Annotated in this window: 29 protein-coding genes and 1 pseudogene; 8 read left to right on the top strand and 22 right to left on the bottom strand. The window is 69.9% G+C overall.

The annotated features are described in order from the left end of the window. Window positions 1-10: 10 nt before the first annotated feature. Window positions 11-592, bottom strand: a complete 582-nt coding sequence (locus QFZ53_RS00855; RefSeq protein WP_292904877.1) for a hypothetical protein — start codon at window positions 590-592, stop codon at window positions 11-13. An 80-nt stretch (window positions 593-672) separates the two neighbouring features. On the opposite strand from QFZ53_RS00855, the gene QFZ53_RS00850 reads away from it, so the two are divergent. The 3 genes from QFZ53_RS00850 (at window position 673) to QFZ53_RS00840 (ending at window position 4245) form a co-directional block, all read left to right on the top strand. Next, the gene (locus tag QFZ53_RS00850; protein ID WP_307292528.1) at window positions 673-1737 is read left to right on the top strand and encodes a hypothetical protein; all 1065 of its coding nucleotides are present in this window, start codon (window positions 673-675) and stop codon (window positions 1735-1737) included. A gap of 106 nt (window positions 1738-1843) precedes the next feature. Beyond that, complete coding sequence (locus QFZ53_RS00845) at window positions 1844-3043, top strand: glycosyltransferase (RefSeq protein WP_307292526.1); 1200 nt, start codon at window positions 1844-1846, stop codon at window positions 3041-3043. Window positions 3044-3045: 2 nt separating this feature from the next. Then, complete coding sequence (locus tag QFZ53_RS00840; RefSeq protein ID WP_307299328.1) at window positions 3046-4245, top strand: glycosyltransferase; 1200 nt, start codon at window positions 3046-3048, stop codon at window positions 4243-4245. Window positions 4246-4263: 18 nt separating this feature from the next. Here the strand turns inward: QFZ53_RS00840 and QFZ53_RS00835 are convergent, their stop codons facing one another. Genes QFZ53_RS00835 through QFZ53_RS00820 form a run of 4 tightly spaced genes read right to left on the bottom strand, consistent with a single transcriptional unit; the run spans window position 4264 to window position 6226 of the window. Next, complete coding sequence (locus QFZ53_RS00835; protein WP_307292524.1) at window positions 4264-4896, bottom strand: LysE family translocator; 633 nt, start codon at window positions 4894-4896, stop codon at window positions 4264-4266. A 46-nt stretch (window positions 4897-4942) separates the two neighbouring features. Continuing rightward, complete coding sequence (locus QFZ53_RS00830) at window positions 4943-5404, bottom strand: hypothetical protein (protein WP_292904885.1); 462 nt, start codon at window positions 5402-5404, stop codon at window positions 4943-4945. Window positions 5405-5417: 13 nt separating this feature from the next. Further along, a complete protein-coding gene (locus QFZ53_RS00825; protein WP_307292521.1) occupies window positions 5418-6023 on the bottom strand; it encodes a hypothetical protein in 606 nt (201 codons plus the stop codon). A gap of 41 nt (window positions 6024-6064) precedes the next feature. Then, on the bottom strand, window positions 6065-6226 hold the full coding sequence (locus tag QFZ53_RS00820) for a hypothetical protein (RefSeq protein ID WP_292904889.1): 162 nt from the start codon (window positions 6224-6226) through the stop codon (window positions 6065-6067). 113 nt (window positions 6227-6339) lie between these two features. On the opposite strand from QFZ53_RS00820, the gene QFZ53_RS00815 reads away from it, so the two are divergent. Continuing rightward, a complete protein-coding gene (locus tag QFZ53_RS00815; protein ID WP_292904891.1) occupies window positions 6340-7311 on the top strand; it encodes a GlxA family transcriptional regulator in 972 nt (323 codons plus the stop codon). A gap of 15 nt (window positions 7312-7326) precedes the next feature. Here the strand turns inward: QFZ53_RS00815 and QFZ53_RS00810 are convergent, their stop codons facing one another. The 8 genes and pseudogenes from QFZ53_RS00810 to QFZ53_RS00775 all read right to left on the bottom strand — a co-directional run bounded on the left by QFZ53_RS00810 (window position 7327) and on the right by QFZ53_RS00775 (window position 13126). After that, window positions 7327-7476, bottom strand: a complete 150-nt coding sequence (locus tag QFZ53_RS00810; protein ID WP_292904893.1) for a hypothetical protein — start codon at window positions 7474-7476, stop codon at window positions 7327-7329. Window positions 7477-7627: 151 nt separating this feature from the next. Beyond that, a complete protein-coding gene (locus QFZ53_RS00805; RefSeq protein WP_307292516.1) occupies window positions 7628-9118 on the bottom strand; it encodes a discoidin domain-containing protein in 1491 nt (496 codons plus the stop codon). A gap of 94 nt (window positions 9119-9212) precedes the next feature. After that, window positions 9213-9881 (bottom strand): annotated as a pseudogene (locus QFZ53_RS19805) (chitosanase); the annotation flags it as partial. A gap of 85 nt (window positions 9882-9966) precedes the next feature. Further along, complete coding sequence (locus tag QFZ53_RS00795; RefSeq protein ID WP_307292511.1) at window positions 9967-10677, bottom strand: NRDE family protein; 711 nt, start codon at window positions 10675-10677, stop codon at window positions 9967-9969. After that, complete coding sequence (locus QFZ53_RS00790; protein WP_307292509.1) at window positions 10677-11144, bottom strand: MogA/MoaB family molybdenum cofactor biosynthesis protein; 468 nt, start codon at window positions 11142-11144, stop codon at window positions 10677-10679. The genes QFZ53_RS00795 and QFZ53_RS00790 overlap by 1 nt, the downstream gene beginning before the upstream one ends. Then, window positions 11141-11611: a cyclic pyranopterin monophosphate synthase MoaC gene (moaC, locus tag QFZ53_RS00785; RefSeq protein WP_307292506.1), complete on the bottom strand. Its 471-nt coding sequence runs from the start codon at window positions 11609-11611 to the stop codon at window positions 11141-11143. The genes QFZ53_RS00790 and moaC overlap by 4 nt, the downstream gene beginning before the upstream one ends. Beyond that, the gene (locus tag QFZ53_RS00780; RefSeq protein ID WP_307292504.1) at window positions 11604-12872 is read right to left on the bottom strand and encodes a molybdopterin molybdotransferase MoeA; all 1269 of its coding nucleotides are present in this window, start codon (window positions 12870-12872) and stop codon (window positions 11604-11606) included. The genes moaC and QFZ53_RS00780 overlap by 8 nt, the downstream gene beginning before the upstream one ends. A 5-nt stretch (window positions 12873-12877) precedes the next feature. Then, window positions 12878-13126 carry a MoaD/ThiS family protein gene (locus tag QFZ53_RS00775; RefSeq protein ID WP_292904904.1) on the bottom strand — a complete coding sequence of 83 codons (249 nt, stop codon included), beginning with the start codon at window positions 13124-13126 and terminating at the stop codon, window positions 12878-12880. Window positions 13127-13286: 160 nt separating this feature from the next. Between QFZ53_RS00775 and QFZ53_RS00770 the strand changes: the two genes are divergently transcribed. Continuing rightward, complete coding sequence (locus tag QFZ53_RS00770) at window positions 13287-14495, top strand: ThiF family adenylyltransferase (RefSeq protein ID WP_307292499.1); 1209 nt, start codon at window positions 13287-13289, stop codon at window positions 14493-14495. Beyond that, the gene (locus QFZ53_RS00765; protein WP_307292497.1) at window positions 14492-14899 is read left to right on the top strand and encodes a molybdenum cofactor biosynthesis protein MoaE; all 408 of its coding nucleotides are present in this window, start codon (window positions 14492-14494) and stop codon (window positions 14897-14899) included. The genes QFZ53_RS00770 and QFZ53_RS00765 overlap by 4 nt, the downstream gene beginning before the upstream one ends. 17 nt (window positions 14900-14916) lie before the next feature. Here QFZ53_RS00765 and moaA read toward each other — a convergent pair whose 3' ends face one another. From moaA to QFZ53_RS00740, 5 genes are read right to left on the bottom strand one after another with little or no spacing between them, the layout of a single operon-like run. Then, a complete protein-coding gene (gene moaA, locus QFZ53_RS00760) occupies window positions 14917-16011 on the bottom strand; it encodes a GTP 3',8-cyclase MoaA (protein ID WP_307292493.1) in 1095 nt (364 codons plus the stop codon). Window positions 16012-16056: 45 nt separating this feature from the next. Continuing rightward, the gene (locus tag QFZ53_RS00755) at window positions 16057-17124 is read right to left on the bottom strand and encodes a sulfate/molybdate ABC transporter ATP-binding protein (protein WP_307292492.1); all 1068 of its coding nucleotides are present in this window, start codon (window positions 17122-17124) and stop codon (window positions 16057-16059) included. Beyond that, window positions 17121-17900, bottom strand: coding sequence for an ABC transporter permease (locus QFZ53_RS00750; protein WP_307292490.1), 780 nt, complete (start codon window positions 17898-17900; stop codon window positions 17121-17123). The genes QFZ53_RS00755 and QFZ53_RS00750 overlap by 4 nt, the downstream gene beginning before the upstream one ends. A gap of 35 nt (window positions 17901-17935) precedes the next feature. After that, window positions 17936-18724: a molybdate ABC transporter substrate-binding protein gene (modA, locus tag QFZ53_RS00745; protein WP_307292489.1), complete on the bottom strand. Its 789-nt coding sequence runs from the start codon at window positions 18722-18724 to the stop codon at window positions 17936-17938. Continuing rightward, window positions 18724-19128 (bottom strand): TOBE domain-containing protein, encoded by a 405-nt coding sequence (locus QFZ53_RS00740; RefSeq protein WP_307292486.1) that lies wholly within the window; start codon window positions 19126-19128, stop codon window positions 18724-18726. The genes modA and QFZ53_RS00740 overlap by 1 nt, the downstream gene beginning before the upstream one ends. 257 nt (window positions 19129-19385) lie before the next feature. Here QFZ53_RS00740 and QFZ53_RS00735 point away from each other — a divergent pair, with 257 nt between their 5' ends. Further along, window positions 19386-19883 carry a nucleoside deaminase gene (locus QFZ53_RS00735; protein ID WP_373426309.1) on the top strand — a complete coding sequence of 166 codons (498 nt, stop codon included), beginning with the start codon at window positions 19386-19388 and terminating at the stop codon, window positions 19881-19883. Between the two features lie 109 nt (window positions 19884-19992). Continuing rightward, window positions 19993-21504 (top strand): NCS2 family permease, encoded by a 1512-nt coding sequence (locus tag QFZ53_RS00730; protein ID WP_307292482.1) that lies wholly within the window; start codon window positions 19993-19995, stop codon window positions 21502-21504. Window positions 21505-21664: 160 nt separating this feature from the next. Here QFZ53_RS00730 and QFZ53_RS00725 read toward each other — a convergent pair whose 3' ends face one another. The 4 genes from QFZ53_RS00725 to QFZ53_RS00710 are packed head-to-tail and all read right to left on the bottom strand — an operon-like array spanning window position 21665 to window position 26707. Next, window positions 21665-22267, bottom strand: coding sequence for a nucleotidyltransferase family protein (locus tag QFZ53_RS00725; protein WP_307299327.1), 603 nt, complete (start codon window positions 22265-22267; stop codon window positions 21665-21667). Window positions 22268-22269: 2 nt separating this feature from the next. Further along, entirely contained in the window at window positions 22270-25047 is a 2778-nt protein-coding gene (locus tag QFZ53_RS00720) for a molybdopterin-dependent oxidoreductase (protein WP_307292480.1), read from the bottom strand. Continuing rightward, window positions 25044-25970, bottom strand: coding sequence for an FAD binding domain-containing protein (locus tag QFZ53_RS00715; RefSeq protein ID WP_307292479.1), 927 nt, complete (start codon window positions 25968-25970; stop codon window positions 25044-25046). Before QFZ53_RS00715 ends, QFZ53_RS00720 begins: the two co-directional genes overlap by 4 nt. Then, window positions 25961-26707, bottom strand: a complete 747-nt coding sequence (locus QFZ53_RS00710; RefSeq protein WP_307292477.1) for an XdhC family protein — start codon at window positions 26705-26707, stop codon at window positions 25961-25963. The genes QFZ53_RS00715 and QFZ53_RS00710 overlap by 10 nt, the downstream gene beginning before the upstream one ends. Between the last annotated feature and the right edge of the window lie 135 nt (window positions 26708-26842).

Here is a 26842-nt window from a genome sequence, read left to right as displayed (position 1 = left end):
GCAGGCCGGATCAGGCCGGCGGCAGCCGCAGCACCTCAGGGGACTCGCCACCGGTCAGATCGTCGGCGATGCGGATGCTGCGCGCGAGGTCGTCGAGTGCACTGCCGAGGGTGCCGAAGCGCTCGCGATCTCCGCACACGGCGGTGAGGGTCACAAGGTGCGTCCCCGTGTCCCACGTGTAGGTCGTGAACGGCGTGCCCGACAGTGCAGGCGCGACGAGCTTCTCGCCCCTGCCGAGCCAGCGGCTCTGGAACGACTCGGTGTCGTCGTAGTCCATCGGCATCGACGCGCGCGCGACCCGCACGTCGGGGGTGAGCACCTGCGCCGTGACCATCGCGACGACGAGCTCGGGCTCCGCCTTCCACGTCCACACCAGCACACGACCGTCGGCGCGCTTCATAAGCAGAGGGGCCGCTTGGCTCATGGCCCACGCGCCGAACTTCGAGCCGGGGCGCTCCGTGCGGCCGAGCGCCTGATTGGCCTGGCCGAGCAGCATCCGGATCGCGGCCTTGCGGTGCCGGCGTCCCCTGAAGCCGAGCGAGTCCGTCACGGGGATCCAGAGAGCGGGATCGGCGGATGCTGTCAGTCTCATAGGACCACGCTAGAGGCTGAGCCTGGGCGGATGCCGGTGTGCGAACCTCCGTCGAGCACCGGGCTAGGGTGACGTGCGACATGCTTACTGCAGGAGGGCAGCGAATGGATGCGTTCGAGCGGCGGACGATCACGATCGATCGTGACGATCAGCGAGTCGTCCTCCGCGGGCATCTCGCCCAGTCGCGCACCGTCTTCATCCTGCTGGGCGCGCTGGCCGCGCTGTCCGTCGTCGCCGCCGGGGTCAGCGCGCTCGGGCCTTCGCCGTCGGACGGGTGGGGGCTCGCTGTCGCAGGGGTGGTCGGCGCGCTCGTGGGGGCGGCGGTCCTGATCTGGATACAGGCCGTGGTGACCCGAAAGCAGCTGCCGCTCGGGTCCGAGATGAGCCTGGCGATCACCGAGGGCACCTTCGACATCGACGGTGCGGCAGGGGCCGATCGCATCCGGTGGGGACAGCTGTCGAATCTGAAGCGTGTCGGCGGTGGCCTCTATGTCACCGTCGCACCATCGAACGCACGGCTGGGGATACCCGGGCGGCTCATCGACGATGCTGCATTCGCGAGAGCCATCGAGCTGGTCGGACGACCTGCCGTCGCCGAAGATCGCGCCGACCTCTTGGGGGAGGCCTCCGCGACGGGCGTGCTCAGCTCCTCGATCGTCTTCAGCGCGGTCGATCAGCGCGTCGCGCGCGCAGCCCTGCTCCGCGCGTCGTGGAAGCTGTTCGTCGTCCTCGGAGTGCTCGCTCTGATCGGCGTGATCGTTCTCATGCTGGGGGTGGCCGGCATCCTGCCAGGCGACGTCATCGGCTTCTCCGCCGCCGTCATGGCGATCGCCGTCATCTCGTCGACGGTAGTCGTGACGGCGGTGAGCCGCACAGTGAAGCGCAGCCTCACGATCGGCACCGCGCAGACCCTGACGATCGCTCCGGACGCTCTCGAGCTGACGGGCCCGGGAGGCGCGACGAGGTTCCTGTGGAGCCGGCTCTTCGATCTGAGGCGCACGCAGAACGTCGTGACGGTGCGGTCGATGCCCGCGAAGACGACGCTGCTCTTCGTCGGTCGCCTCATCGGAGACGAGCTGTACGCGGCGATCGAGCAGCACATCAGAATGGCGAGCGCGACTGCACAAGGCGCTCCCGAGAGCTGAGCCTGGGCGGATGCCGGTACGCCTGGGCGGCTCGGCCAGAGCCCTCGGGTAGAGTGGCCACCGCCCGACCGGGCGCTCCGTGGCCGTCGAAACCTCCAAAGGCAGCATGTCTTCTCCCGCATCCGACTCGACCGACCATCGTCCGCTGCGCATCCTGATCGGCTGCGACACGTTCGCCCCCGACATCAACGGCGCCGCCCGGTTCGCCGAGCGCCTCGCCGCCGGTCTGGTTCAGCGCGGACACGACATCCACGTCGCCGCTCCCAACCAGGCCTATCGCCGGGCGCAGCCGCGCACCGAGGTCGTCGAGGGCGAGCCGATGACTCTGCACCGTCTGCCGTCGGTACGCTGGCTGGCCCACGACTGGATCCGCTTCGTCTGGCCGTGGCGGTCCAAGCACTACGCGCGCATCGTGCTCGACCGGGTGCAGCCCGACGTCGTGCACATCCAGTCGCACATCGTGATCGGCCGTGGCCTCGCCCACATCGCACGTGAGCGCGGCATCCCGGTGATCGCCACCAACCACGTCATGGCCGAGAACATCCTCGATCACTCGATCTTCCCCGACTTCGTCGATCGCAAGGTCGAGAAGTTCGCCTGGTCCGACGCGAAGCGCACCTTCGACATGATGCGCGCCGTCACCACGCCCACGCGCCGCGCCGCCGATTTCCTCGAGAAGACCGTCGGAGTCAGCGGAGTGATCCCGATCAGCTGCGGCATCGACCGCTCGCAGTACACCCCCGTCATCGGTCCGCGCGAGAAGAACCGCATCGTCTTCGTCGGCCGCCTCACCGCAGAGAAGCAGGTCGAGGTCATCCTGCACGCGATCACGAAGCTCGACCCCGCGCTCGAGACCACCTTCGACATCGTCGGCGGCGGCGATCAGCGCAAGAACCTCGAGAACCTCACGGTCAAGCTGGGCCTGGCCGACCGCGTCACGTTCCACGGTCGCACGACCGACGAGGAACTGCGGGCGCTGCTCTCCCGGGCATCTGTGTTCGCGATCGCATCGATCGCCGAGCTGCAGTCGATCGCGACCATGGAGGCCATGGCCTCAGCACTGCCGATCGTGGCCGCCGACGCCGTCGCGCTGCCTCATCTCGTGCACGACGGCGAGAACGGCTACCTCTTCGAGCCGGGCAACGTCGACGAACTGGCCGCACGCCTCACCGACGTGCTGACCGCGACGCCGGAGGAGTACGAGCGGATGCAGCGCGCCTCTCTCGACGGCGTCATCATCCACGACATCACCCGCACTCTCGATACCTTCGAGGCGCTGTACCGCGACGAGCCTCTGCCCGAGTGACGATGCACATCGTCTTCTTCGGCGATCAGCACCTCGATTCCCTCGGCGGGGCGCAGGTGTCGATGCGGCTGCAGCGCGAGTTCCTGGAACGCGCCGGCCACACCGTCACCGTCGTGGCGCCGAAGATGCACGGACCTCGCTCGGGCGCGTACGATCCGGCGAACGTCGACCTCCCTTCGATGCCGATCACCGCCGACCGCGAGTACTCGATGAGCTGGCCGGGCCGCGGCACCGACCGCTTCCTCGATCGGGCCATGACGCGCAGGCCTCCTGTCGATCTCGTGCATGTGCAGGCCGATTTCTGGGGCGGGTTCATCGGTCACCGATTCGCCCGCCGTCACGGGATCCCTGTCGTGCACACCATGCACAACCGCGTCGACGTGGGCATCCGTGCCGTCACGCCGCTCGCCGGGCCCGTCCTGGCGGTTCTCAACCTGTGGCGTCGTCGCGCGCTGCCGGGCACGGGCGCCGGGTCTGACGGGTGGGCTTTTCTGCGCGGGCTCGCGGCCGGTGCATCCGCTGTCACAGCGCCCTCGACGCACTTCGCGCGACGGCTCGAGCAGCACGGGGTGTTCGGGCGCGTCGATGTGGTCTGGAACGGCATCGACGATGACGTGCGGGCTGCGACGCTCGCCGCCGCCCCCGAGGAGCGGATGCCTGGACGGCCGCGCTTCGTCTGGCTCGGGCGGATGAGCCCCGAGAAGCGACTGCTGCCGTTCCTCGAGGCGTTCGTCGCCTCCGGAGTCGACGCCGAGCTCGAGATCATCGGCGGCGGAGCGCAGCGTCCTGCCGCCGAGAAGATCGTCGCCGGACTGCCGAACGTGCGCTTCGCCGGCAAGCTGACCTACGCCGAGACGCTCTCCAGGATCGCGGCGGCCGACGCTCTCGTGCAGACGTCGATCGGCTTCGAGACGCAGGGGATGACGCCGTTCGAGGCGGCGACTCTGGGCACGCCGTCGGTGATCAGCGATCCCGACATCGCTGCGGAGCTAGGCGGCGGCCTGTGGGCGGTGCCGGATTCCGATGCGCCGGAGGCGCAGCGGATCGCCGCACTCGCGCAGACGCTGCGGCAGGCGGCATCCGACATCTCGTCCGGAACCGCCCCGGTTCCTCTCGAGGCCACGGCCGAGGCCTTCCGGCAGTCCTCACGGACCGCCGCCATGATCGAGATCTACGAGCACGTGCTGCCGGAATCGCGCTGATCCGTTCGGCCTGCGTCGTCAGCTCTTCGCACCGGTGAGAGCCAGCGTGCCGCCGAGGCCGATCATCATCACTCCACCAGTGCCCGACAGCGTCGACATCCGCCGGGGCGAGCGTGCGAACCAGGTGCGGGCCGTGCCTGCGGCGAGCACCCACACGCTGTCGCAGACCAGCGCGATCGTCTGGAAGACCAGCCCGAGCAGCAGCAGCTGCGCCCAGACAGGGCCACCGGATGCAGAGACGAACTGGGGCAGCACGGCGACGAAGAACGCGATGGTCTTCGGGTTCGTGGCGCCCACGATGAAGCCCTGACGCAGGAGCCGCCAGGCGGAAGCCGGCTCGCGGGCGACGTCCGCGCGATGGTCGTGACGGTGGCGGATCGCCTGGACGCCGAGCCACACGAGGTAGGCGGCGCCGACGATCTTGATGACCGTGAACGCGACGACGGAGGACGCCACGATGGCGCCGACACCGAATGCGACGGCCACGACGGCGGGGACGGTGCCGAGGGCATTGCCCACGACGCTCAGCGCTCCGGCGCGACGGCCGAGTGAGAGCGAACGACCGATGACGAAGAGCACGCTCGGCCCGGGAATCACGATGATCACGATCGACGTGACCACGAACGCCAGAAGGCTGTCGAGGGGAGTCATGAGCCGACCCTACATCGAGGCCGGGCGCGCCGGCCCTCGGCGACGATCAGAACAGGTAGTACAGCAGCGAGGCCATCCAGGTGATGACCCGGCCGACGACGACAGAGCCGGCGATGCCGAGGGCGATGGCCGCGAGCAGGTGCGGAGCAGGGCGGCGCAGGGCCAGGATGCTGAGCACGCCGGCGGCGATGCCGCCGATCAGCACCAGGATGCCGATCACGGTGCCCAGGGAATCGGCGACGTCGTAGTTGCCGCTCGAATACAGGAAGGGCGTGATCACCGAGAACAGGATGCCGATGGCGCCTGTCACGACTGCGACGAGGAACGCGGTGCGTCCGAGCGGATTGCCGGGGGCGGCGGGGGCGCCGTACTGAGGGCCGCCCTGCGGCGGAGCACCGTACTGCGGGGCTCCCTGAGAGGGCATGCCGTACTGCGGGGTTCCCTGAGGAGAGCCGTAGGGCGACGCGGGAGGATACGGTTGGGCGGAGGGCTGCTGCGGTTCGCTCATGATGGCTCCGGTCTCAGACGAAGGCGTAGAACAGGGACGAGATCCACGAGATCACGGTGCCCGCGATCTCGCTCGCGGCGATGCCGATCGCGATGCCGGCCAGGACGGGCGACCCCGGACGACGGATGGCCATCAGGCCGAGGATCAGCGCGACGGTCGAGCCGACCAGCACCAGGAAACCCGTGACGCCGGAGATGATTCCGTAGCTGAACCCGGACGAGTACGAGAAGGCCCCGTACAGCAGCGGGTACAGGAACGAGCCGAGCACGCCGACGGCGAACGCGATCAGAGCGATGATGAGCGCGGTGCGTCCCAGCGCCTTGCCCGAGGCGGCGGGGCGCGCCGGGTAGCCGGTGCCGGGGTAGCCGGGAACGGGGTAGTCGCCTCCCGGCTGCTGCTGTCCGAAATGCTGCGGTGCCGCGCCCGGGTGGCCCTGCGGGGCGCCGTCGAGAGCGGGCGACTGCGGTTGTGCGTACGGCTGCTGCTGGTAGGGCTGGGCCGGCTGCTGGTAGGGCTGCTGCGGCGAATAGGGCTGAGCGGTCGGGGGCTGGGGGGCCGCCTGCGGGGTCGGGCTCGGCTGACCGTACGGCGGAACGGGTGGATGCTGGGGCTCGCTCATGCAGTCGAGCGTAGCCCCCGCATCCACTCTTGGGCAGTCATTCAGAGGGATCGCTGGATGACCTCGGGCTGGGCCGCGGTTTCCCGGCCGCCGACGCGGGCCCAGTCGGTGGGCACGGCACGGTAACCGTCGCGGCGCACCTCCACGACAGTGGCGATGAGAGCCCAGATGAGGAGCGCGATGAGTGCGATGAGGAGTACCATGGCAGAAACGCTACGTTCAATGCAGAACCGCCACGAGTGGCAGAAGTGACACTGGACGTAGGAAAACCGCCATGATTTCGACAGGCTCAGCAACCCAGAGGGAGTGATTGACGATGAAGACAGTGGCCTGCGTGATCCAGGAGGGGTTCGCCCCGTTCGAGTTCGGTGTCGCCTGTGAGGCCTTCGGGCTCGATCGTTCCGACGACGGCGTCCCGAACTTCGACTTCCGCGTCGTCGCTCCGCGCGCCGGCGTCGTGAACTCGAAGATGGGCTTCTCGGTCAACGTCGAGAACGACCTCTCCTTCGCCTACGAGGCCGATCTCGTGATCTTCTGCCCGGTGCCGCGCGAGTACTGGGGCATGATCGACCCCGCTCTGCTCGATCTGGCCCGAGATGCCGTCGCACGGGAGGCATGGGTGATCAGCGTGTGCAGTGGCTCGTTCATCCTGGGTGCCGCGGGCGTGCTCGACGGGCGTCGTGCCACCACGCACTGGATGTACTCGCAGCATCTGGCCGCGATGTATCCCGAGATCGAGGTCGACGCCGACGTGCTGTTCGTGCAGGACGGTCGCATCATCACGAGCGCCGGCACCGCCGCGGGCATCGACGCGTGCCTGCACCTGCTGCGACAGGAGATCGGCGCCGAGCTCACGAACCGCGTCGCGCGGCGCATGGTCGTACCGCCGCAACGAGACGGCGGGCAGGCGCAGTTCATCGACCGGCCGATCCCGCACGTGGCATCCGATTCGCTCTCCGCCGTGGCCGAGTGGGCCGTGCAGAACCTGCGCGAAGACATCGGCGTCGACGAGATGGCCGCTCGTGCCCTGATGTCGTCGCGCACCTTCGCGCGCCGGTTCAAGGCCGACTACGGCGTGACGCCTGCGGCGTGGTTCGCCCGCCAGCGCATCCTGCACGCGCAGCGGATGCTGGAGCGCACCGACCTGCCGCTCGATCACATCGCCGACGAGTGCGGCTTCGGGTCGGCGGCCGTGCTGCGTCAGAACTTCTCTCGCGTGCTGGGGATGACCCCGACCGCCTACCGCACGCGGTTCTCGTGCCTGAGCGATGCGGAGTCGGCGGCGTGACTCGAGCCGCCTGACTCAGGCGGCTTTCGGGAACAGGATGCGGAGGGCTCGAAGGTAGCTGTTCGTCCGCTCGGCCCCTGCGGGGACGTAGAAGTCCGGATCGATGTTGACGATCGGCTGCTCGTGGTCGTCGCGATTCATCGGCGTCTGGTCGTTGCGTGCCATGTCGGTCACCTCTCCATCGAGCTATCTATTCCGCTATTCGGAAGTAATCTTCTGATTTACGGAAAGAGTATCGGGAGGGCGAGGGGCCGGTCAAGGGCATCCTGCACGTGCGCCCCGGTCGCGGACGACCGGGGCGCACTATGGCTGACGCTCAGCTGCAGCTCATCGACCCCGCACGCAGAGCGTGGTCCGAGGTGTCGGAATCGTCCGCCCAGATCGCGTACCGCGCACCGCCGACGCACGCCGGCGCGAGCGCGAAGCCTTCGTTGTTGATGTTCGGCATCGCCGCCGGGCGGTCGTACTCCGCCGCCACGGCGAAGGCGCCGGAGGTGACCTTCAGGGCGTTCACCGCGCCGTCGCAGCTGTCGTCGCACACGCTCCACAACGTGCGGGTGCTCGGCTGGTACTCGAGCTCCATCACGGTGTCGAAGCCCGAGGCGAAGCTCGCCACCCGGGTGAACCCGCCGCTGAGGTTCAGTGCATAGGCGTACACCTTTCCGTCAGCCTCGAGCCCGACGAAGAACAGGCCGTCGCCGTGGTTCGCGTATGACGCGGGAGAGTACGCCGAGCCGGTGCGCTGGTCGACGAACCCGCTGGCGACGAGGTCGACATCCGGGATCCACGCGATCGACTCGAGGCCGTCGTTGGCGCCGACCGACGGCAGGTCGGATGTGAGGTTCCACTCCTTCAGCGCCGTCAATGAGCCTGAAGACGTGCCCGGGCGGTACTGCAGGATCGACGGGCGGCTCGTGCTCTTGCTCGAGCCGTTGCGCTCCGAGGCGACGAACAGGTCGGATCCGACCGCGACGACGCCCTCGGCATCCGGAGCGCCGGAGCCGTTCGTGTAGCGCAGCGTCCGCCCGCCGGACCATCCGGACGCCTCTGCCCAGTTCGATCCGCTGCGGACGAGGCGGTGCAGCGTGCCCGAGCCGTTGTTCACGGCCCACAGGGCAGATCCGTCGGCCGAGAACGACAGCCCGCTGAGGTCCGTGCCGAAGGTGTCCGCGCCATCGGCGACGGTGATCTGCGATGACCCCGGCCAGGTCGGCCCGGCCGGCGCCGTGGGCGTCGGTGTGGGCGTGGGCGTCGGCGTGGAGGTGGGAGTGGTGCCTCCGCCGGTCACCGTGTAGACCTCGGCTTCGTAGAGGGAGTAGCCGTAGGCGGTGCCGCGTGCGGTGCCGTAGATGCGGAGGTAGCGGCCGGTGCCGGTGAGGTTGGTGAACTCGTCGGTGCCGCCGTTGCCTGCGGCTTCGGTGGCGAGGGTGGTCCAGGTGGTGCCGTCGTTCGAGGTCTCGATGCGGTACTTGCTCGCGTATGCGGCTTCCCATTTCAGGACGACCTTGTTCACGGTGGAGCCGGTGCCGAGGTCGATGCGCACCCACTGCGGGTCCATGCCCTCCACGCTCGACCACCGGGTGGTCGCGTTGCCGTCGACCGCCTTCGCGGCCTCGAAGCCCGTGCCCTCGACCGTCGACGCCGTGACCGGCTTGTTCTTCGAGATCAACGTCGCCGTGCCCGGGGTCGTTGTCGGTGTCGGAGTCGGGGTCGGCGTCGGAGTCGGGGTCGGCGTCGGAGTGGTGCCGCCGTCGACGGGCCAGTGCGGCGTGGGGTCGGTGGTGATCGAGTACGGATCGCCGTACACGGACCAGTTCAGCGGCGTGTTCAGGCTGAGGTTGCCCGCGTCGAGCCAGACCCGCTGCGCGTTTTTCGACGCGGCTGACGTCTTCGTGCGCGGCTTCCTTCTGCATCTCGACCACGCGGGCGTCGAGGAAGGCGTTCAGATACGTCGTCTGGTTGCCGCCGGACGCGGGGGTCGTCGCATCCTTCTTCGCCTCGGTGCGAACATCCTGCAGGCCGGAGAAGCCGTGCACCACCGCAGCGTCGTAATAGGCGAACTGTCCGAGCGCTCCCAGCCCATCGGCGATCGCGAGGTCCACGGCGGGGTCGAAGTATTGCACCGTGACCTCGTCGCGCTGCGCCTTCTGGAACGCGGGGACAGCGCCTTCGGCCTCCCAGTCGGCCATGTAAGCAGAGCCGAGCGGTGCGGTGTTGTCGGTGCCGTCGACCTCTTCCAACTCGTCGATCCATTTGGCGAGGCGGTTGTTCGGGTATTTTGCCGTGTAGTTCTGCACGAGCACGAGCATGTCGTGGGTGCCCGAGGTGAAGCCCACGATCCCACCCGTCAGACCCCGGCCGTCGGGGTATGGCTCGATGTAGCTGTACTGGTCGTACCAGTTCAGCGAGGAGTTCTCGGCCGAGGTGATGATCTCCTGCGCGATCTCGCGCTTGACCGGATCTCGCAGAGTGACGGGAGACGCCGCTTGAGCCGAGGTGGCGACGAGGCCGGCGAGCGGTATCAGGGCGGCGGCGGCCAGCAGGGCCAGCAGGGGTCGGCGTTGACGCATGGTTCCTCCGGTGGATGGACGACGAATCTTTAGGAAAGATTCTTTACGAAGGAACGTACCCGAGGAGCGCGGTCAGAGCAATGGGTCACGCATCGGGTGCCGACCAATGGGCGGGCGTCGGCAAGGCGTGGTAGTCGACGTCGATGCCCGCCGCAGAGACGTCGGCGGTGCAGTACAGCAGCGATTGGGTCGGGTAGCCATGCGGCCTGTTGTCGCGGATGATGGCCCTGTCGTCCTCGGGCGGGAGAGCGGCGGATGCTGCCAGCATCCGCACCCAGTCCGCTCTCCAGTCCGTGCTCGCGGAGGTCGGCCCGAGCGCGCGGAACTCCGGCAGCCACGACGCGATGCGCGGCGTGCCTGCGTCGTCGAGATCGTCGTGCGCGATCATGTGCGTGCCTGGTTCGATCGGCGTCTCGCGCAGCGAGGCGCCGTCCCAGCTGAGCACGCGCGAGCCCTCGGGGCGCACCTCGAGCAGGTTGAATCCGTGCATCCGCTCGGGGGCTGCGGGGGAGCGGCCCATGACCGATTCGAGGGCGAGCGAGCCGCGCGACAGCGCCAGGTCCGCGGGCAGATCGAGCACATCGGCGCGGTTCAGCAGAACTGCGAGGCGACCTTCGGCGGGGTTCGCGGCCAGCCAGGCGCCACCGGCTCGGCGGTCGCGGATGCCGATCACCCCGGGATGCCGATCCGGCCACCACGCGCCGAGCTCGTCCCATTCGCGCTGCGGGTCTTCATCGCGCACGGCCAGCAGGCGGACGGATGCCGCGTCGGCCGCATCGATCACGACCGTGCACATCAGTGGTCCCCGCCACCGAGCTGGTCGAGCAGATGCTCGAGCACACCGTCGAGCACGGCGAGCCCGTCGCGCACACCGCCTGTGGATCCGGGGAGATTCATCACGACGCATCCGCCGGCCACCCCCGCGACCGCCCGGCTGAGGACGGCGGTCGGCGTCACCGTCGCACCTCGGCGGCGGACCTCTTCGACGATCCCTGGCAGCTCGATGTCGAGCAGAGCCCTGGTCGCCTCCGGCGTGCGGTCGTCGGCCGAGACACCGGTGCCGCCTGTCGTGAGCAGGACGGACGGATGCTGCGCGAGCAGTGCCGACAGAGCATCGCCGACACCGGCATCAGCCACCACCTCGATCTGCACTGCGCACCCGCGATCACGCAGCCACTCGACGATGACCGGACCGGTGCGGTCCTCGTACACGCCGTGCGCGGCCCTGGTCGAGACCACGAGCACGCACGCTGTGCGGGTCACGGCCGTGACCAGTCGCCGCTCTTGCCGCCCGATTTCGCGAGCACGAGCACGTCGGTGATCACGGCGTGCTTGTCGACGGCCTTGATCATGTCGTATAGCGTCAAGGCCGCCACAGCCGCGCCGGTCAGGGCCTCCATCTCGACCCCGGTGACGCCGTTCGTGACGGCCGTCGCGACGATGCGCACGCGGTCGCCCTGCGGCTCGAGGTCGACGGCGAGCTTGGTCAACGGCAGCGGATGGCACAGCGGGATCAGCGCCGACGTCTGCTTGGCGGCCATGATGCCCGCCAGTCGTGCGGTGCCCAGCGCCTCGCCCTTGGGCAGTGAGCCGTCGGCGATCATCGCCACGACCTCGGGCGTCGTCACCAGCACGGCCTGCGCCGACGCCTCGCGGCGGGTCACCTGCTTCTCGGTGACGTCGACCATGTGCGCCGACCCGTCGGCACGCAGATGCGAGAGCTCACTCATCGATCCTCCAGACTTCGACTTCTGCACCGGCGGGAAGCGCGGCGATACCAGCGGGCACGTGCACGAGCACCGTCGACCGAGCGTAGTCATGCAGCAGATGCGACCCCGGTGCGCCCACCGAGACGCTTCCGTCGTCGCGCAGCATCCCGCGGCGGATCTGATGCTTGCCCTGCGGCGACTCGATCGCGTGGGCGAGCGGCAGCCAGCGCACCTCACGCTGATCGCGCAGGCCGGCGGCCCGGCGCAGCGGTGGACGCAGGAACATCTCGAACGACAGCAGGGCTGAGACCGGATTGCCGGGGAAGGCGACGACGGGCAGCGGAGCAAGTTCGTCCCGGCGCAGCATCCCCGCTCCCTGAGGCCCACCGGGCTGCATCGCGACGTGCCCGAACGACACCCCTCTGGACGCGAGCGCGTCGCGGACCACCTCGAATGCGCCCGCGCTCACCCCTCCGGTCGTGATCAGCAGGTCCGCCTCAGGGTGCGCTGCGATGACGGCGAGCAGAGCCTCGGCGTCGTCCGGAGCTGCGGCGCAGGCGACCTCGGCCCCGGTGTCGATGAGAGATGCGGCGAGCGATGCCGTGTTCGCATCGTGGATCTGCCCCGATCCGAGCGTCTCGCCGGGGGCGCGCAGCTCGTGGCCGGTGGAGACCAGCAGCACCCGCAGCCGCGGACGCACGCGTGCGGTGGTGAGGCCCACCGCCGCGAGCGTGGCCAACTGGGCGGGTCCGAGGCGGGTGCCGGCGGTGAGCAGCAGCTGACCTGCGGTGACGTCGCTGCCGGCTTCGCGGATGAAGGTTCCCGGTGCCACCGGCGTCGAGAACGCGACACCCGCGCTCGGGTCGCCCCCCGCCGCTCCGATACCGAGAAAGCGCGGCGGGTCGGCGGCCTCGATCTGCACGACGGCATCCGCGCCGGCGGGGATCGCGGCGCCCGTCATGACCGGGGTCGCGGTACCGAGCTCGTGGACGTCGGCCGCGTCTCCGGCTGCGCGGGCTCTGCCGATCGGCAGCCGCACGGGGCGCGATCCCGTCGCTGCGGCGATGTCTGCGGAGCGCACCGCGTAGCCGTCCATCTGGGAGTTCGCGAAGGGCGGCACCGGGAGGGGGCTGCGGACGTCGGCGGCCAGCACGCGCCCGTGGGCGGGGCCGGCGGGCGTGAGGGGCACCATCTCGGCGCGGGACGGGTCGGCGACCGCGGCGAGGGCGGGTGCGAGCAGCGCGGCGACGGTCGCGGCGTGTTCTTCGACGGTGGTGGACATCGCGGTCATCCGCCCGCGAACGGGGGCAGGATGTCGATGTGCTCGCCGGCGGGGAGAGTCAGGTCGCGGCGCACGACGCCGTCGACGAGGAACGACCCGCTCTTGAGGACCCGCGCCATGGGCTCTCCGTATCGGCTCGTCAGCGCATCTCGCAGGGCCTCGAGCGTGTGCTCTGCCCCGAGTTCGAGCTCTTCCGCCTCGCGTCCTGCGGCGTCGGCGGCCGCGGCGAAGTACCTCAGCATCACGATCGCCATGCCGCTCATCCTATGACGGGCGACGGAGACCGGATGCTCGGTGTGTGGTCGGATCCGCATCCGAGAGCGGCGTGTGCGGTGCGATTCTGGCCACGGCAGAGAACCGAAGGGAGCAGCGGACAGCGGAGACCGGACGGATGCTGCGCCGTAGACTTTCCGCATGACTCCGCCCGCCGACTCAGAGCGCGTCCGCACGGGGCTCGTCGAGCCGGGGCCGACGCTGGATTCCGATCGCATCGCCCGATACAGCAGGCAGCTCATGCTGCCGGGTTTCGGCGAGTCTGCGCAGCGGCGGCTGGCGGCGGCGCGCGTGCTCGTGATCGGAGCCGGCGGCCTCGGCAGCGCTCTCGTCCCCGTGCTCGCGGGCTCGGGTGTCGGCACGATCGGCATCGCCGACGACGACGTCGTCGAGCTCTCGAACCTGCACCGTCAGCTCAGCCACGGAACGGCCGATGTCGGTCGGGCCAAGGTCGATTCGCTCGCTGAGACGGTGACGGCGATCGACCCCGCGATCGCCGTCGTCCCCCATCGCGAGCGCGTCAGCGCCGAGAATCTGCCGCGGCTGCTCGCCGACTACGATCTGCTCGTCGACGGCAGCGACAACTTCGCCACGCGCTACCTCGCGAACGACGCCGCAGAGCTCGCCGGCAAGCCTCTCGTGTGGGGATCGATCCTCCGGTTCCACGGCCAGGTCGGCATCGCCTGGAAGGGACGCGGACCGACCTTCCGCGACCTCTTCCCCGCTCCGCCCCCCGCTGACGAGGCGCTCTCCTGCGAGCTCGGTGGCGTGCTGCCGAGCCTGTGCACGGCGATCGGCTCGCTCATGGCGACCGAGGTCATCAAGGTGGTCGCCGGAATCGGCGAGCCTCTGCTCGGACGCGTCCTCTTCTACGATGCGCTCACCGCCCGCACCCGAGAGATCGCCTACGCCGTCGACGAGACGCGCGCGGAGCTCACCGGCCTCGATGACTACGAGCGCCTGTGCGGCACGGCCGCAGATCCCGGCCTGTCGATCTCGGCGGCCGAGCTGCTGAGGCGGCGAAGGGCGGGGGAGCGGATGCTGCTGCTCGACGTCCGCGAGGCGGAGGAGGCTGCCGGGCGGCGCATCCACGGCTCGGAGCTTCTGCCGGTCGGACGGATCGACGCGGGAGAGAACGTCGAGACGACGCTCCCCGTCGTCGTGTACTGCGAGCAGGACCCCCGCTCGCGCCGAGCCGCCACGGCACTGCGCGGACAGGGCCTCGACGCGGTCTACGTCGTGGGCGGCATTCGCTCCTTCGTCGCGGTCGGCGGCGACGTCGAGTCAGGTCGCGACGACGGAGCGGATGCCGACACCGCTGCCCCGCACGGAGAAGGAGTGCCCGCATGACGTTCGCGCTGATCACCGACGAGCCGATCGACGAGGTAGCCGTCCGGGCCGCCGTGGGCGGCGACGCCGACGGCGCGGTCGTGATGTTCTGCGGAGTCGTGCGCGATCACGACGGCGGTCGCGCGGTCGAGTCGCTGGACTACCGGGCACACCCCGACGCCGAGCGGTTCCTCAGCGAGATCGTCGAGCGCATCGCGGCCGAGACGGGGCGGCGGGTCGCGGCGGCTCATCGCGTCGGCGATCTGCGCATCGGCGACGTGGCGCTGTTCGCCGCAGCATCCGCCGGCCACCGCGCCGAGGCCTTCGAGGCCTGCGAGCTCCTCGTCGAGGAGATCAAGCGCGGTGTGCCCATCTGGAAACGCCAGCACTACGACGACGGCGTCTCGGAGTGGGTCGGGCTGTAGGGCGGTCGATTCCAGCCTCAGCCGCCGATGTAGCTCATCTCGATGCGGGGCCGCGCCGCGCGCAGCTCGGGCGTGAGCTCGGAGCGGATCTCGGAGTACCGGTCGTCGCGCGCTCCCCAGATGCCGGCCATCGCCTGCGACAGCTCGGCATCCGACACGCCTCCGCGCAGCAGGGCGCGCAGGTCGTGCCCCTCGGTTGCGAAGAGGCACGTGAAGAGCTTGCCCTCGGTCGAGATGCGCGCGCGATTGCAGGTGCCGCAGAACGTGTTCGTGACCGAGGAGATGACCCCGATCTCACCCGAGCCGTCGACGTACTGCCAGCGCTTGGCCGTCTCTCCGGTCGCGCGAGCGCCCACGGGCTCGAGCGGGAACAGAGCGCCGACGCGTTCGACGATCTCGGCGGCGGGCACCACTTCGTCCAGCTCCCAGCCGTTCGAGGTGCCCACGTCCATGTACTCGATGAACCGCAGCGTGTACGGGGTGTCCTTGAAACGGGCCGCCATGGGCTCGATCTCGTGGTCGTTGAGCCCTCGTTTGACGACCATGTTGATCTTGATGGGACCGATGCCGACCTCGTGCGCGGCCTCGATGCCCTCTAACACGCGCGACACGGGGAAACGCACGTCGTTCATGCGCTGGAACAGCTCGTCGTCGAGCGTGTCGACCGACACCGTGAGCCGATCGAGTCCCGCATCCTTCAGGGCCTGCGCCTTGAGCGTGAGGGCAGAGCCGTTGGTCGTCAGGGCGATCTCGACCTTGCGGCTCTCGGGCGTCCGCAGCGCCGCCAGTCGCGAGATGAGCTCCTCGATCCCGCGACGCAACAGCGGCTCGCCGCCGGTCAGCCGCAGCTTGCGCACACCGTGGGCGACGGCGATGCGCGAGATCCGCTCGATCTCCTCGAAGCTCAGCAGCTCGTCGCGATCGAGGAACGCGTAGTCCCGGCCGAACACCGAGCGCGGCATGCAGTACACGCAGCGGAAGTTGCAGCGGTCAGTCACCGAGATGCGGAGGTCGCGCAGCGGGCGCTCACGCGCGTCGATGAGACCGACGGAGGGCAGACGAAGCGCGCCAGCAGCCTGCGCGCCGGTTCCGCGAGACGTCGAGATCGTCATCGTCCACCCTTTCGAGTGGCAACGGTAGCACCGCCGACCGGGATGTCAGCCTTCGCGTCGCACCGAGACGTCGGCGGGATCTACGCGGAAGGCGACAGTCGCACCGGGACGGATGCCGAGTGCCGCAGCAGCACCCGACGGACAGTCGACGGCGAGCTGCGGATGCTCCGCGGTGAACACGCGGATGCCGCCCGCCACGGCTTCCATGATCGACACCGTGCCGCGCCAGGAGTTCTCGGACATGGGGTCGCCGTCGGGCAGGACGCGCACGGATGCCGGGGAGAACACCGCCGATCCCGCCTCACCGTCGACGAGGACGTCGCCGTGTCCGAGGAATCGGAGTCCGCCATCCGCCATCAGGGCGCCGGCAGCGTCGCCCGTGCCCGTGCCCGTGCCCGTGCCCGTGACGAGATTCACCCCGGTGATCGCCGCCGCGAACCGAGACCGTGGATGACCGAGAACGTCGGGCGTCTCGCCCTGCTGCACGATGCGCCCCTCGTCGACGACGACGGTGCGAGCAGCGAGCATCACGGCGTCGAGCGGATCGTGTGTGACCAGCACGATCGGGATCGCGAGGTGCTCACGCAGCTGCGCCACGAGGCGCCGTGCCTGCGTGCCGGTCTCGGCGTCGAGCGAGGCGAACGGCTCGTCGAGGAGAAGTGCGAGCGGTTGGGCCGCGAGAGCCCTCGCGAGAGCCACGCGCTGCTGCTGACCGCCTGAGAGCTCGGCCGGTCGATGGCGCGAGACGTCGCTCAGCCCGACCTCGTCGAGGTGAGCGAGGGCGCGCCGCCGCGCCTCGGCGGGGGGAAGTCCTTGCGCGCGAGGGCCGAAGGCCACGTTCTCGAGCGCCGAGAGGTGCGGGAACAGCATCGCGCGCTGGCCGAGCAGGCCGATCCGCCGCCGCTCGGGCGGCATGGCAGCGGCGATGGGAGCGCCGTTCAGCGAGATCGCGCCCGAGGCGTGCGGCCGATGCCCGGCGATGGCCGCGAGCAGCGTCGACTTGCCCGCGCCGTTGGGGCCGAGCACGGCCAGGACCTCACCAGGGGCCACGGTGAACGCCGCCTCGACCCGGAACGCCCCGGCGCGGGCGGTGATGTCGATGTCGAGGCTCATCGCACGGCATCCGCTCGCCAGCCGCGCATCAGCAGCAGCACGGCCACCGCCACGACGATCAGCAGCAGCGACAGCGCGATCGCGGTGTCCTCCCGCACGCCTGCACCGTTGAACGCGGTGTAGATCGCGAGCGGCATGGTCCGCGTGACACCGGGCGCGTTCCCGGCGAACAGCGCCGTCGCGCCGAACTCGCCCATCGCCCGCGCGAAGCACAGCACCGCGCCGGCGACGAGTCCGGGGGCGGCGAGGGGCAGCGTGACGCGGCGGAACACAGTGAGGGGGCGCGCGCCCAGACTCGCCGCGACCGACTCATGGCCCGTGCCGACCGCGCGCAGCGCGCCCTCGACCGAGATCACCAGGAAGGGCAACGCCACGAACACCTGAGCGATCACGACAGCCGCGGTCGTGAACGGGATGCGGATGCCGAGCACTCCGAGAGCCCCGCCGAACAGACCGTTCCGGCCCAGGAGCGACAGCAGGGCGATGCCGCCGACGAGTGGCGGCAGCACGAGGGGCAGCGTGGTGAGGGTGCGCAGCACCGCCGCGAGTGGCCCGGTGCTCCGTGCGATCACGAGGGCGAGCGGCACGCCGAGCAGCACGCACACCGCGGTCGCGAGGGCGGCGGTGGACAGCGAGAGGCCCAGCGCCTGCAGCGCCTCGGGCGAGGAGACGGCTGCGGGCACAGCGGCCCAGTCCAGCCGGATCAGGAGCGCGGCGAACGGCAGAGTCAGCACCAGAGCGCCGAGCCCGGCGGGGATCCAGAGCCAGACCGGCATCCGTCGCGCCGCCGCGCGACTCTCGCCGCGCCGGGTCACGGCGCCCCGAATCCGAGACGCTCGAGCACCTTTCGCCCCGCGTCCGACTGCACGAACGCGACGAACGCCTGCGCCGCATCAGGATTCTGCGCTCCGGCGAGTTCGACGATCGGGTAGACGTTGGTGGCCGCATCCGCTCCCTCGATGTCGACGCCCGTCACCGCGTCGCCTGCGGCCCTGACGTCGGTCGCGTACACGAGCCCCGCATCGGCTTCGCCCGAGCGCACCTTCGACAGCACGGCCGTGACGTTCTGCTCCTCGCTCGCGGGGGTGAGCGCGACTCCCGCCGTGTCGAGCAGGGTGCGAGCGGCGCTGCCGCACGGCACCTCGGCGGCGCACACGAACACGGTGAGCCCGGGGTGCGCGAGATCCGCGAGCGTCTCGATGCCCTTGGGGTTCCCAGGCGCGACGGCGATCTGCAGCACATTCGTGGCGAACGGCTCACCGGCGTCCGCGAGCCCCGCATCCGCCACCTTCGCCAGGTTCTTCTCGTCGGCCGAGGCGAACACGTCGGCCTGAGCGCCTTCGATCAGCTGGGTGGCGAGCACGGAGGACCCGTCGTACGAGATCGGCCGGACGTCGAGATCGGGATGCAGCCGCTCGAAATCGGCGGCGAGCTCGTCGAACGCCTGCGAGAGAGAGGCGGCGGCGAAGATCGTCAGCTCGCCGCTCAATTCGTCGGATGCGGTGGCCGTGGGCTCGGCAGGAGCGGATGCCGTGCAGCCGGTCGCCGCGAACAGGCCGATCGTGAGGACCACGGCGGCCAGGGGGCGGATGGCACTCATCACGACGCCTGCTTCTCGGTCTCGACGACGACCATCGTCGCCTTGACGACCGCGGTCGCCTTGCTGCCCACCTCGAGGCGCAGCTCGCGCGCCGCCTCGGCCGACATCAACGACACGACCCGATGCGGACCGCTCTGCAGCTCGACCTGGGCCATCAGCCCGTCGATCTCGATCTTGGTGACGAGGCCGGTGAAGCGGTTCCGCGCGCTGCGGCGCACCGGGTCGTCGTCGGCCGCGCCTCCGGCGAGCCTCGTGGCCTGGTCGGCGAGGGCGGCACCGTCGACCACCTGGCGACCTGAGGAGTCGAGCGACGCCACGAGGATGCCGTCGCCGACCCAGCGGCGCACGGTGTCGTCGCTCACACCCAGCAGATGGGCGGCTTCGCTGATCCGAAAATGCGTCATGATGACGACCATAGTTCCGCATGCGCGGATTCACAATCTCCGATCTCGCATTGTGGAATGTGAATTTCAGAACACTCTGGACGCCCGCGATTCTCGGGAGTACAGTCGTGCTGGCTGGACGACTGATGACGGTCGCCAGGCGCAAGAAAGCACAACCTAGCGGTTCGACGTATATCTCGAGGCCGATCCCCACGGGGCCCTGCCGGAAGCCGTATCACTGCGACGACAGCAAGGAAGCCTTCATGAGCAGCATCAGCATGTCCGCCACAGACTCGCAGCCCACTCCGGCCGAGTACCTCTCCCGGGCCGTCGCGCTCGCCACCGAGAACGTCCGTGACGCGGGCGGCCCGTTCGGCGCGATCGTCGTGTCGGCCGACGGACAGGTCTTCGAGGGGGTCAACCGGGTCACGGCGAACCTCGACCCCTCGGCGCACGCCGAGGTCACGGCCATCCGCAACGCGTGCCAAGGGCTCGGCACGTTCGACCTCACGGGGGCCACGCTCTACACGAGCTGCGAGCCCTGCCCGATGTGCCTCGCCACCTCGCTGTGGGCACGCATCGACCGGGTCTACTTCGCCGCCTCCCGCCACGACGCGGCCGACGCCGGCTTCGACGACGCGGTCTTCTACCGATACTTCGAAGGCGGCCCCGAAGACCGGGCCATCATGCCGGTCGGCCAGGAGTCGCTGACGCCCGACGAGCGCGTCGCCCCCTTCACGGAGTGGAACGCCAACACCTCGCGCGTCGACTACTGACGCGCGCGAGCATACCTCAGGACGCTTCGACAGGCTCAGCGACCCATCCGGTCCGCCTGTCGAAGAGCCCCGCATCCACCCACCTTCTGCACGACCAACCCTGGAGCCGATGATGTCTTCACATGTCTTCAACGACCCTGAGACCGGCGCGGTCCCCGCGCCGGAACTCCCGCCTCTGGCCACCGGAGCGACCGCCACGGTCGACGCCGAGCCCAAGAACGCCCTCGACCGCTTCTTCGAGATCAGCCGTCGCGGTTCGACGATCGGCCGTGAGATCCGCGGCGGCATCGTCACCTTCGTGACGATGGCCTACATCGTGATCCTCAACCCGCTGATCCTCGGCGGCGTGGCCGACGTCTCGGGGAACGCCCTCGACGGCGCGCAGATCGGCGCCGCCACCGGGCTCACCGCCGGCGTCATGACGATCCTGTTCGGACTCGTCGCGAGACTGCCGTTCGCGCTCGCCGCGGGGCTCGGCATCAACTCGTTCCTCGCCGTCTCCGTCGTGGGCCAGGTGACCTGGCCCGAGGCCATGGGGCTCGTCGTCATCAACGGCATCCTGATCGTCCTGTTCGGGGCCACCGGCATCCGCACCGCGATCTTCAACGCCGTGCCCGCCCAGCTGAAGGCGGCGATCACGGTCGGTATCGGGCTGTTCATCGCGTTCATCGGCTTCGTCGACTCGGGTTTCGTCAACCGCACTCCCGGCGGCCCGCCCGTGCAGCTCGGCGACGGCGGATCGATCACCTCGATCCCGACGCTCATCTTCCTGATCGGCCTCGTGCTGATCGGCGTGCTCGTCGCCCGCAAGGTGCCGGGTGGCATCCTGATCGGCATCGTCGCCTCGACGATCCTCGCGATCATCGCGCAGGCGGCCTTCAAGCTCGGCCCGAGCTTCGAGAATCCGGGCGGCTGGCACATGACGATCCCGGAGATCCCGACCGCGCTCGTCACGATCCCCGACTTCGGGCTGATCGGGCAGTTCGACCTGATCGGATCGTTCGGACGCATCGGAGCCCTGTCGGCCACGATGCTCGTGTTCACACTCGTGTTCTCGAACTTCTTCGACGCCATGGGCACCATGACCGGTCTCGCGAAGAACGCGGGCCTCGCCTACAAGGACGGCACATTCCCGCGGCTGCGCTCGGCCTTCGTCGTCGAGGGTCTCGGCGCCGTGGCTGGAGGTGCGACCTCGACCTCGTCGAACACGGTCTACGTCGACAGCGCTTCGGGCATCGGCGAAGGGGCACGCACGGGGCTGGCTGCGGTTGTGGTGGGAGTGCTGTTCCTGCTCTCGATGTTCTTCACCCCGCTCACGCTCGTCGTGCCGATCGAGGTCGGATCCGCCGCCCTCGTGGTCGTCGGCGCGATGATGATGGGGCAGATCAAGGAGATCAAGTTCACGAACTTCGCCGTCGCGCTGCCGGTCTTCCTCACGATCGTCACGATGCCGCTCACGTACTCGATCGCCAACGGCATCGGTGTCGGCTTCATCTCGTGGGCCCTCGTGAACTCGCTCTCCGGGCGGGCCCGCAAGGTGCACTGGCTCATGTGGGTCGTCGCTGCCGGCTTCGCGCTCTACTTCGTGCGCGGTCCGATCGAGACGATGCTCGCGGGCTGATCCGCCCGGCGCGGGGAGGCTTCTGCCGGATTGCGAGGCCCCTGTTCATCTACGCAGATGAACAGGGGCCTCGCAGCTGAGGAGGGGCGCCGGCGATGGAGCATGCCGGCACGGAGGACGCCGGAGCAGACCGGAGTGCACGCCGCACGCAAGCGCGCGCTCAGCCGAGTTCGGGCCAGGCGGTGAGGTCGGACGGCTCGTCGACGTCGGCGCCGGAGCCGAGGTCTCCGCACTCGATATCGTCGATGAGGCGCGGATGCGCCGAGAGCCACACCCTCGCGCCGGAATCGCCCGTCGCGACCGACGCCGCCGCGATGAGGTGGTCGGTGTCGAAGACCACGGGATTGCCGGGCGCGCCGGTCCAGGCGGCACGCGTCACACGGCCGGGCCGGTGCGCGTCGAACAGGCGACGGATGACGGAGTCGTCGACTCCCGGCTGGTCCACGAGCAGCACGATGACGGCATCCGGTCGGTCAGGGGCAGCGGTGAGATGGCGGACCGCCGCGCGCAGCGAGACGCCCATGCCGCGCTGCGCGTCGGGCACGTGCACCGCGACCGCGGAGGACGAGCGGCGACGCAGCCAACGACGCACCTCCGACGCCTCCGGGCCGATCGCGATCGAGACGCTGCAGCCGGCCAGCGCGGCCGCTCGTGTGGCCCGGGTGGCGAGCACCTCGCCGTTCCACGGCAGGAGCGCTTTGGGACCGAGCCCCAGACGGGTGCCGCTGCCCGCCGCCAGCACGATCGCGTGACGGTGGTGCATCGTCAACGGTCCGCCTCCGGCGTGGCCTGCTCCGTCGACGCGCCGGCGTCACGTTCGATGATCGCGGCGTGGATCCGGTCGCGTGTGAAGGGAGTCGCCGTCAGGCGGATACCGGTCGCATCACGGATGGCGGACGCCAGTGCGGGGGCGACGGGGTTGAACGGAGACTCGCTCATCGACTTCGCGCCCAACGGACCCAGCACGTCGCTCGTCTGCGCGAAGAAGATCTCCGATCGCGGCACATCGGCGAAGGTCGGCACGTGGTACTGCCGGAGGATGTCGCTGATCACCCGCCCCGATTCGTCGAGACGCACGATCTCGTGCAGCGCCGCGCCGATCGCCTGGGCGATACCGCCCTCGATCTGCCCGCGGCACTGCTCGGGGTTCACGACGACACCGGCATCCGCTGCGTGGATCGAACGCAGGATCCGCAGCTCCCCGGTGCCCTCGTCGATCGCGACCCGGAATCCCTGCACGTTGAACGCCACCGACCGCGGACTGCCGCCCCAATATCCGCTCGCCTCGATCGGGCCGGAAGCGGCGAGTTCACGCAGCGTCAGCGATTCGCCCCCGTGCATCACACGATCGCCCGCGAGAAGGCACGCCTCGACGGGGGCGCCGAACACGGCGGCGGCGCGTTCGCGGATCGTCAGGGCGAGCGAGGTCGAGGCCGCATGCGTCGCCCGGCCGGCGACGACCGTGCCGGTCGAACCGAAAGCCCCGGTATCGTGCTCGACGAGGTCGGAGTCGGCCTGACGCAGCCGCACGCGCTGCGTGGTGGTCTGCAGCACGGTGGCCGCGATCTGCTGATGCACGGTCGAGGTGCCGTTGCCGAACTCGGCCGTGCCGACGTCGAGGCCGAACGCCCCGTCGGGCTCGAGCCGGATCGTGACGTGGGAGTGGTGTCCGCGCGGAGGGACCGTCGCGATCATGGCGACGGCCGCGCCTTCGCCGATCGTCCAGCCGGAGGCGAGGCCGGCGGCATCCGCTTCTCGTGTGCGCGCCAGCCTGTCGCGCACTATGGCGACGCATTCGTCGAGCCCGTAGCTGCCGATGATGAGGTCGGGCTCCTCGTGCGCGGCGATCATCGCGTCGTCGGGGCCGATCAGGTTCTTCGTGCGCATCTCGAGGGGGTCGAGACCGAGCCCGCGGGCGAGCTCGTCGACCGTCGACTCGATCGCGAAGATCATCTGGCTGAGTCCGTAGCCGCGGAACGCCCCTGACGGGACCGAGTTCGTGTACACGACCGACGCGTCGATCTTCTTCGCCGCCGCCCGGTATACCGCGATCGACTCGCCCACGCCGTGGAACATCACACCGGGACCGTGGTTGCCGTAAGCCCCGGTGTCGGATCGCACGTCGACCGCGATGCCGGTGATCACGCCGTCCGAAGTCGCGCCCATACGCACTCGCATGCGGAACGGATGCCGCACGGTCGTCGCGGTGAGCACCTCCTTGCGCGAGAACTCGATGCGCACGGGCCGGCCGGTGGCTTTCGTCGCGAGCAGAGCGAGGTCTTCCGTGAGCATCTCCTGCTTGCCGCCGAAGCCCCCTCCGACCCGGGCGGCGTACACACGCACATCCTCCTTCGGCAGCCCGAACACGCGAGCGAGCGACCGCCGCACGAGAAACGGCACCTGCGTGCTGCTGCGCACGACGTACCGTCCGTCGGCGTCCTGCCAGGCGATCGAGCCGTGCGTCTCGAGCGCGGTGTGCGAGACCCGATGGGTGCGGAAGGTTCGCTCCTCGACGATGGCCGATGCTGCCAGCTCGGCCTCGAGGTCGCCGACCTCGGAGTGCAGCTGCATCACGACGTTGCTGTCGCCGTGCAGCACGGAGGTGTCCGGGTGGTCGGCGAGTTCGGGATCGAGGTTGAACGGCAGCACCTCGTACTCGACCTCGACGAGACGGGCGGCTCGATCGGCGGCTCGCTGCGACTCGGCGACGACGAGCGACACCCGCTGGCCGACGAAGCGCACAACGTCGTCGAACACGCGGGTGTCTTCCGGGTCGTCTTCGACGAGCTCGTGCTGGGCGGTCGAGAACAGCGTCCGCGGGGCGTCGTCGGCGGTGAGCACCCGCACGACGCCGGGCGCCGCGAGAGCGCGGGTGGCGTCGATGCGGATGACGCGCGCATGGGCGTGCGGACTCCGCACCACCGCTCCGTAGAGCAGCGCTCCGGGGAGCTCGTCGGGGTCGATGTCCATCGTGTACCGCGCCGTTCCAGTCACCACGCCGAGCGCGGCCGGAGCGCCGGTGGCATGCCCCACGCCACCGGCGCGGTCGTCGATGTTCTCCACCCCGTGCACCGCATCGTCGATGCTGCGGTATCCGGTGCAGCGGCAGATGTTGCCCTTCAGAGTGCGATCGAGATCGTGCTCGTCGCCCTCCGGCATCGCTGCGACCGTGCACACCATGCCCGCCGTGCAGAAACCGCACTGGAATCCGGCGGCCTTGCGGAACCGCTCCTGCACGGGGTGCGGATGCTCCGGTGTTCCGAGGCCCTGCACCGTGACGATCTCGCGTCCGGCCGCGCGATGCGCGGGGTAAACACAGCTGTGCACGGCTTCGCCGTCGACGATCACGGTGCAGGCGCCGCAGTCTCCTCCGTCGCATCCCTTCTTCACGCCGTAGGATCCCTGATCGCGCAGCCAGGTGCGCAGGCACTGGCCGGGTTCGGCGGCGACCTCGACCTCGCGGCCGTCGAGCGTCGCCGGGCGCGGGCCGGAATCCGTCGGTCGCGCGGCATCCGTTCCGAGACCGCTCTCGATGATGCTCATGCCACGCTCCTCTCGATGCGCAGATCGCCGGTGACGCGGCCTCTCGCCTCGTCGACCCCGGTGGCGCCGGGGAGCAGCTCGGCGACGATCTCGTCGCCGAGCCGATGCGTCATCAGGCGGCGCCAGGCCGGCTCGCCGTGGATGTCGTCGTACCAGCCGCCAGCACTCACGGCGGCCGTATCGATCGCGGTGCGCCAGGCGGCGGCATCCGCTCGTCGTGGTGTCACGACGAGGTCGAGCACGATCGGGCGGGGGACGGATGCCGTGATCGAGACTCGTGCGCTCCGCTCGGTCGTGCGGCGGCCGATGAGCAGCGCGGCGGATCGACCGCGCTCGGTGAGCGATATGCGACGGAACGCGTGCGGCTGGCGCAGCGCCTCGGCAGGAACCAGGAAACTGCGGATCAGCTCGCCGTAGCCGAGCCGGGTCCTGGCCGGGCCGGTGACGAGGTCGGCGACCGACGAGCGGCGTCGGCGTCCGTCGGGACGCAGGATCAGGGCCGTGGCGTCCCACGCGGTGAGGAGCGAGATCATCGGGCCGGCGGGCAGCGCTGTGGCCACGTTGCCCCCGACCGTCGAGACGTGCCAGATCTTCCACGAGGCGACGAACGAGTCGCAGACCGGTGGGATGACGTCGAGCCCCGGCAGCGCTCTGCGCGGCGCCCCGCCGGGCAGAGGGTCGTCGGCCAGGTCGCGCAGATCGGCGATGCGGCACGTGGCGGCGATCTCGAGGTCTCCGTTGTCGTGCCAGGTGATCGGCTGCCACCCGGCTCCCGTGATGTCGAGCAGGCGAGTCGGGGCGCCGCGGGTGATGTCGGTGCCGTAGGAGTAGATGACCGTGCCGCCGGCCAGCCACGAGTCGCCGGGGCGCCACACGGTGGGGTCGGCGCACATCAGCACCTCGTCGACGCTCGTCACATCCATGCCATCGCCCCCTCGGGGCTGCGCGGTTCGGCTGCGCAGGTGCGGCGGGTGTCGTGCACGTCGCCGGAGACCTCGCGCAGCGTGCGCGGCGAAGCGGCCGAGACGCCGGCGCGGGCCGCGGTCTCGACGAGGATGAGCTCGGCGAGGATCGACACCGCCACCTCGGCGGGCGTTCGGGCTCCGACGTCGAGGCCGATCGGCGAGTGCAGGCGAGCGAGATGCTCCTCGCCGAGCCCACCCGCGCGCAGCTCCTGCATCCGCTTCTCGTGCGTCATGCGCGATCCCATCGCGCCAACGTAGGCGAGGTCGGCCCGCAGGGCGCGATCGAGCACGGGCAGATCGAAGCGTGGGTCGTGCGTGAGCACGACGATCGCGGTGCGGGCGTCGATGCGTCCGGCGTCCATCTCCTGGGCGAGATGCTCGGCGGGGTGCATGAGCACCACCTCCTGGGCACCGGGGTGACGGGCCCGGGTCGCGAACACGGGACGGGCGTCGCACACCGTGACGTGCCGGCCGAGCAGCGCGGCCGCCTGCGCGAGAGCGGCCGAGAAGTCGTTCGCCCCGTAGATCACGAGGCGTGCGGGAGTCGTCGTCGACTCCACGAGCAGGCGGCGGATGACGGGGCACTCCGGCTGCGATCGGTCGGCGATTTCGACGACGTGCGTGCCGCCGAGCTCGAGCGCCGCGCGCACCCGATCGTCGAGGTCCGAGGCCCGCCTCGGTCGGGTGGAGAACACGTGTTCGGGCGGAGGGTTCCGTCGTGAGTCTCCGCCCGAACGTGAGGACTCCTCCGTTGCGAGCCGCGTCGTCGAGCGGCAGCTCCCGCACGAGCCTCGGGGCACGACCGGGGAGGGCGAGTTCGGAGAGGATGC

The organism is Microbacterium natoriense (assembly GCF_030816295.1).
GTDB lineage: Bacteria > Actinomycetota > Actinomycetes > Actinomycetales > Microbacteriaceae > Microbacterium > Microbacterium natoriense_A.
Note: the sequence above shows the minus strand (reverse complement) of the source record. Positions and strands in the feature narration are given on the sequence as shown.

Bases quoted from the DNA above. Each gene is read 5' to 3' on its own strand.
- QFZ53_RS00855 (WP_292904877.1), bottom strand. From the start codon at position 592: ATGAGACTGACAGCATCCGCCGATCCCGCTCTCTGGATCCCCGTGACG.
- QFZ53_RS00850 (WP_307292528.1), top strand. From the start codon at position 673: ATGCTTACTGCAGGAGGGCAGCGAATGGATGCGTTCGAGCGGCGGACG.
- QFZ53_RS00845 (WP_307292526.1), top strand. From the start codon at position 1,844: ATGTCTTCTCCCGCATCCGACTCGACCGACCATCGTCCGCTGCGCATC.
- QFZ53_RS00840 (WP_307299328.1), top strand. From the start codon at position 3,046: ATGCACATCGTCTTCTTCGGCGATCAGCACCTCGATTCCCTCGGCGGG.
- QFZ53_RS00835 (WP_307292524.1), bottom strand. From the start codon at position 4,896: ATGACTCCCCTCGACAGCCTTCTGGCGTTCGTGGTCACGTCGATCGTG.
- QFZ53_RS00830 (WP_292904885.1), bottom strand. From the start codon at position 5,404: ATGAGCGAACCGCAGCAGCCCTCCGCCCAACCGTATCCTCCCGCGTCG.
- QFZ53_RS00825 (WP_307292521.1), bottom strand. From the start codon at position 6,023: ATGAGCGAGCCCCAGCATCCACCCGTTCCGCCGTACGGTCAGCCGAGC.
- QFZ53_RS00820 (WP_292904889.1), bottom strand. From the start codon at position 6,226: ATGGTACTCCTCATCGCACTCATCGCGCTCCTCATCTGGGCTCTCATC.
- QFZ53_RS00815 (WP_292904891.1), top strand. From the start codon at position 6,340: ATGAAGACAGTGGCCTGCGTGATCCAGGAGGGGTTCGCCCCGTTCGAG.
- QFZ53_RS00810 (WP_292904893.1), bottom strand. From the start codon at position 7,476: ATGGCACGCAACGACCAGACGCCGATGAATCGCGACGACCACGAGCAG.
- QFZ53_RS00795 (WP_307292511.1), bottom strand. From the start codon at position 10,677: ATGTGCACGGTCGTGATCGATGCGGCCGACGCGGCATCCGTCCGCCTG.
- moaC (WP_307292506.1), bottom strand. From the start codon at position 11,611: ATGAGTGAGCTCTCGCATCTGCGTGCCGACGGGTCGGCGCACATGGTC.
- QFZ53_RS00780 (WP_307292504.1), bottom strand. From the start codon at position 12,872: ATGTCCACCACCGTCGAAGAACACGCCGCGACCGTCGCCGCGCTGCTC.
- QFZ53_RS00775 (WP_292904904.1), bottom strand. From the start codon at position 13,126: ATGGCGATCGTGATGCTGAGGTACTTCGCCGCGGCCGCCGACGCCGCA.
- QFZ53_RS00770 (WP_307292499.1), top strand. From the start codon at position 13,287: ATGACTCCGCCCGCCGACTCAGAGCGCGTCCGCACGGGGCTCGTCGAG.
- QFZ53_RS00765 (WP_307292497.1), top strand. From the start codon at position 14,492: ATGACGTTCGCGCTGATCACCGACGAGCCGATCGACGAGGTAGCCGTC.
- moaA (WP_307292493.1), bottom strand. From the start codon at position 16,011: ATGACGATCTCGACGTCTCGCGGAACCGGCGCGCAGGCTGCTGGCGCG.
- QFZ53_RS00755 (WP_307292492.1), bottom strand. From the start codon at position 17,124: ATGAGCCTCGACATCGACATCACCGCCCGCGCCGGGGCGTTCCGGGTC.
- QFZ53_RS00750 (WP_307292490.1), bottom strand. From the start codon at position 17,900: ATGCCGGTCTGGCTCTGGATCCCCGCCGGGCTCGGCGCTCTGGTGCTG.
- modA (WP_307292489.1), bottom strand. From the start codon at position 18,724: ATGAGTGCCATCCGCCCCCTGGCCGCCGTGGTCCTCACGATCGGCCTG.
- QFZ53_RS00740 (WP_307292486.1), bottom strand. From the start codon at position 19,128: ATGACGCATTTTCGGATCAGCGAAGCCGCCCATCTGCTGGGTGTGAGC.
- QFZ53_RS00735 (WP_373426309.1), top strand. From the start codon at position 19,386: ATGTCCGCCACAGACTCGCAGCCCACTCCGGCCGAGTACCTCTCCCGG.
- QFZ53_RS00730 (WP_307292482.1), top strand. From the start codon at position 19,993: ATGATGTCTTCACATGTCTTCAACGACCCTGAGACCGGCGCGGTCCCC.
- QFZ53_RS00725 (WP_307299327.1), bottom strand. From the start codon at position 22,267: ATGCACCACCGTCACGCGATCGTGCTGGCGGCGGGCAGCGGCACCCGT.
- QFZ53_RS00720 (WP_307292480.1), bottom strand. From the start codon at position 25,047: ATGAGCATCATCGAGAGCGGTCTCGGAACGGATGCCGCGCGACCGACG.
- QFZ53_RS00715 (WP_307292479.1), bottom strand. From the start codon at position 25,970: ATGGATGTGACGAGCGTCGACGAGGTGCTGATGTGCGCCGACCCCACC.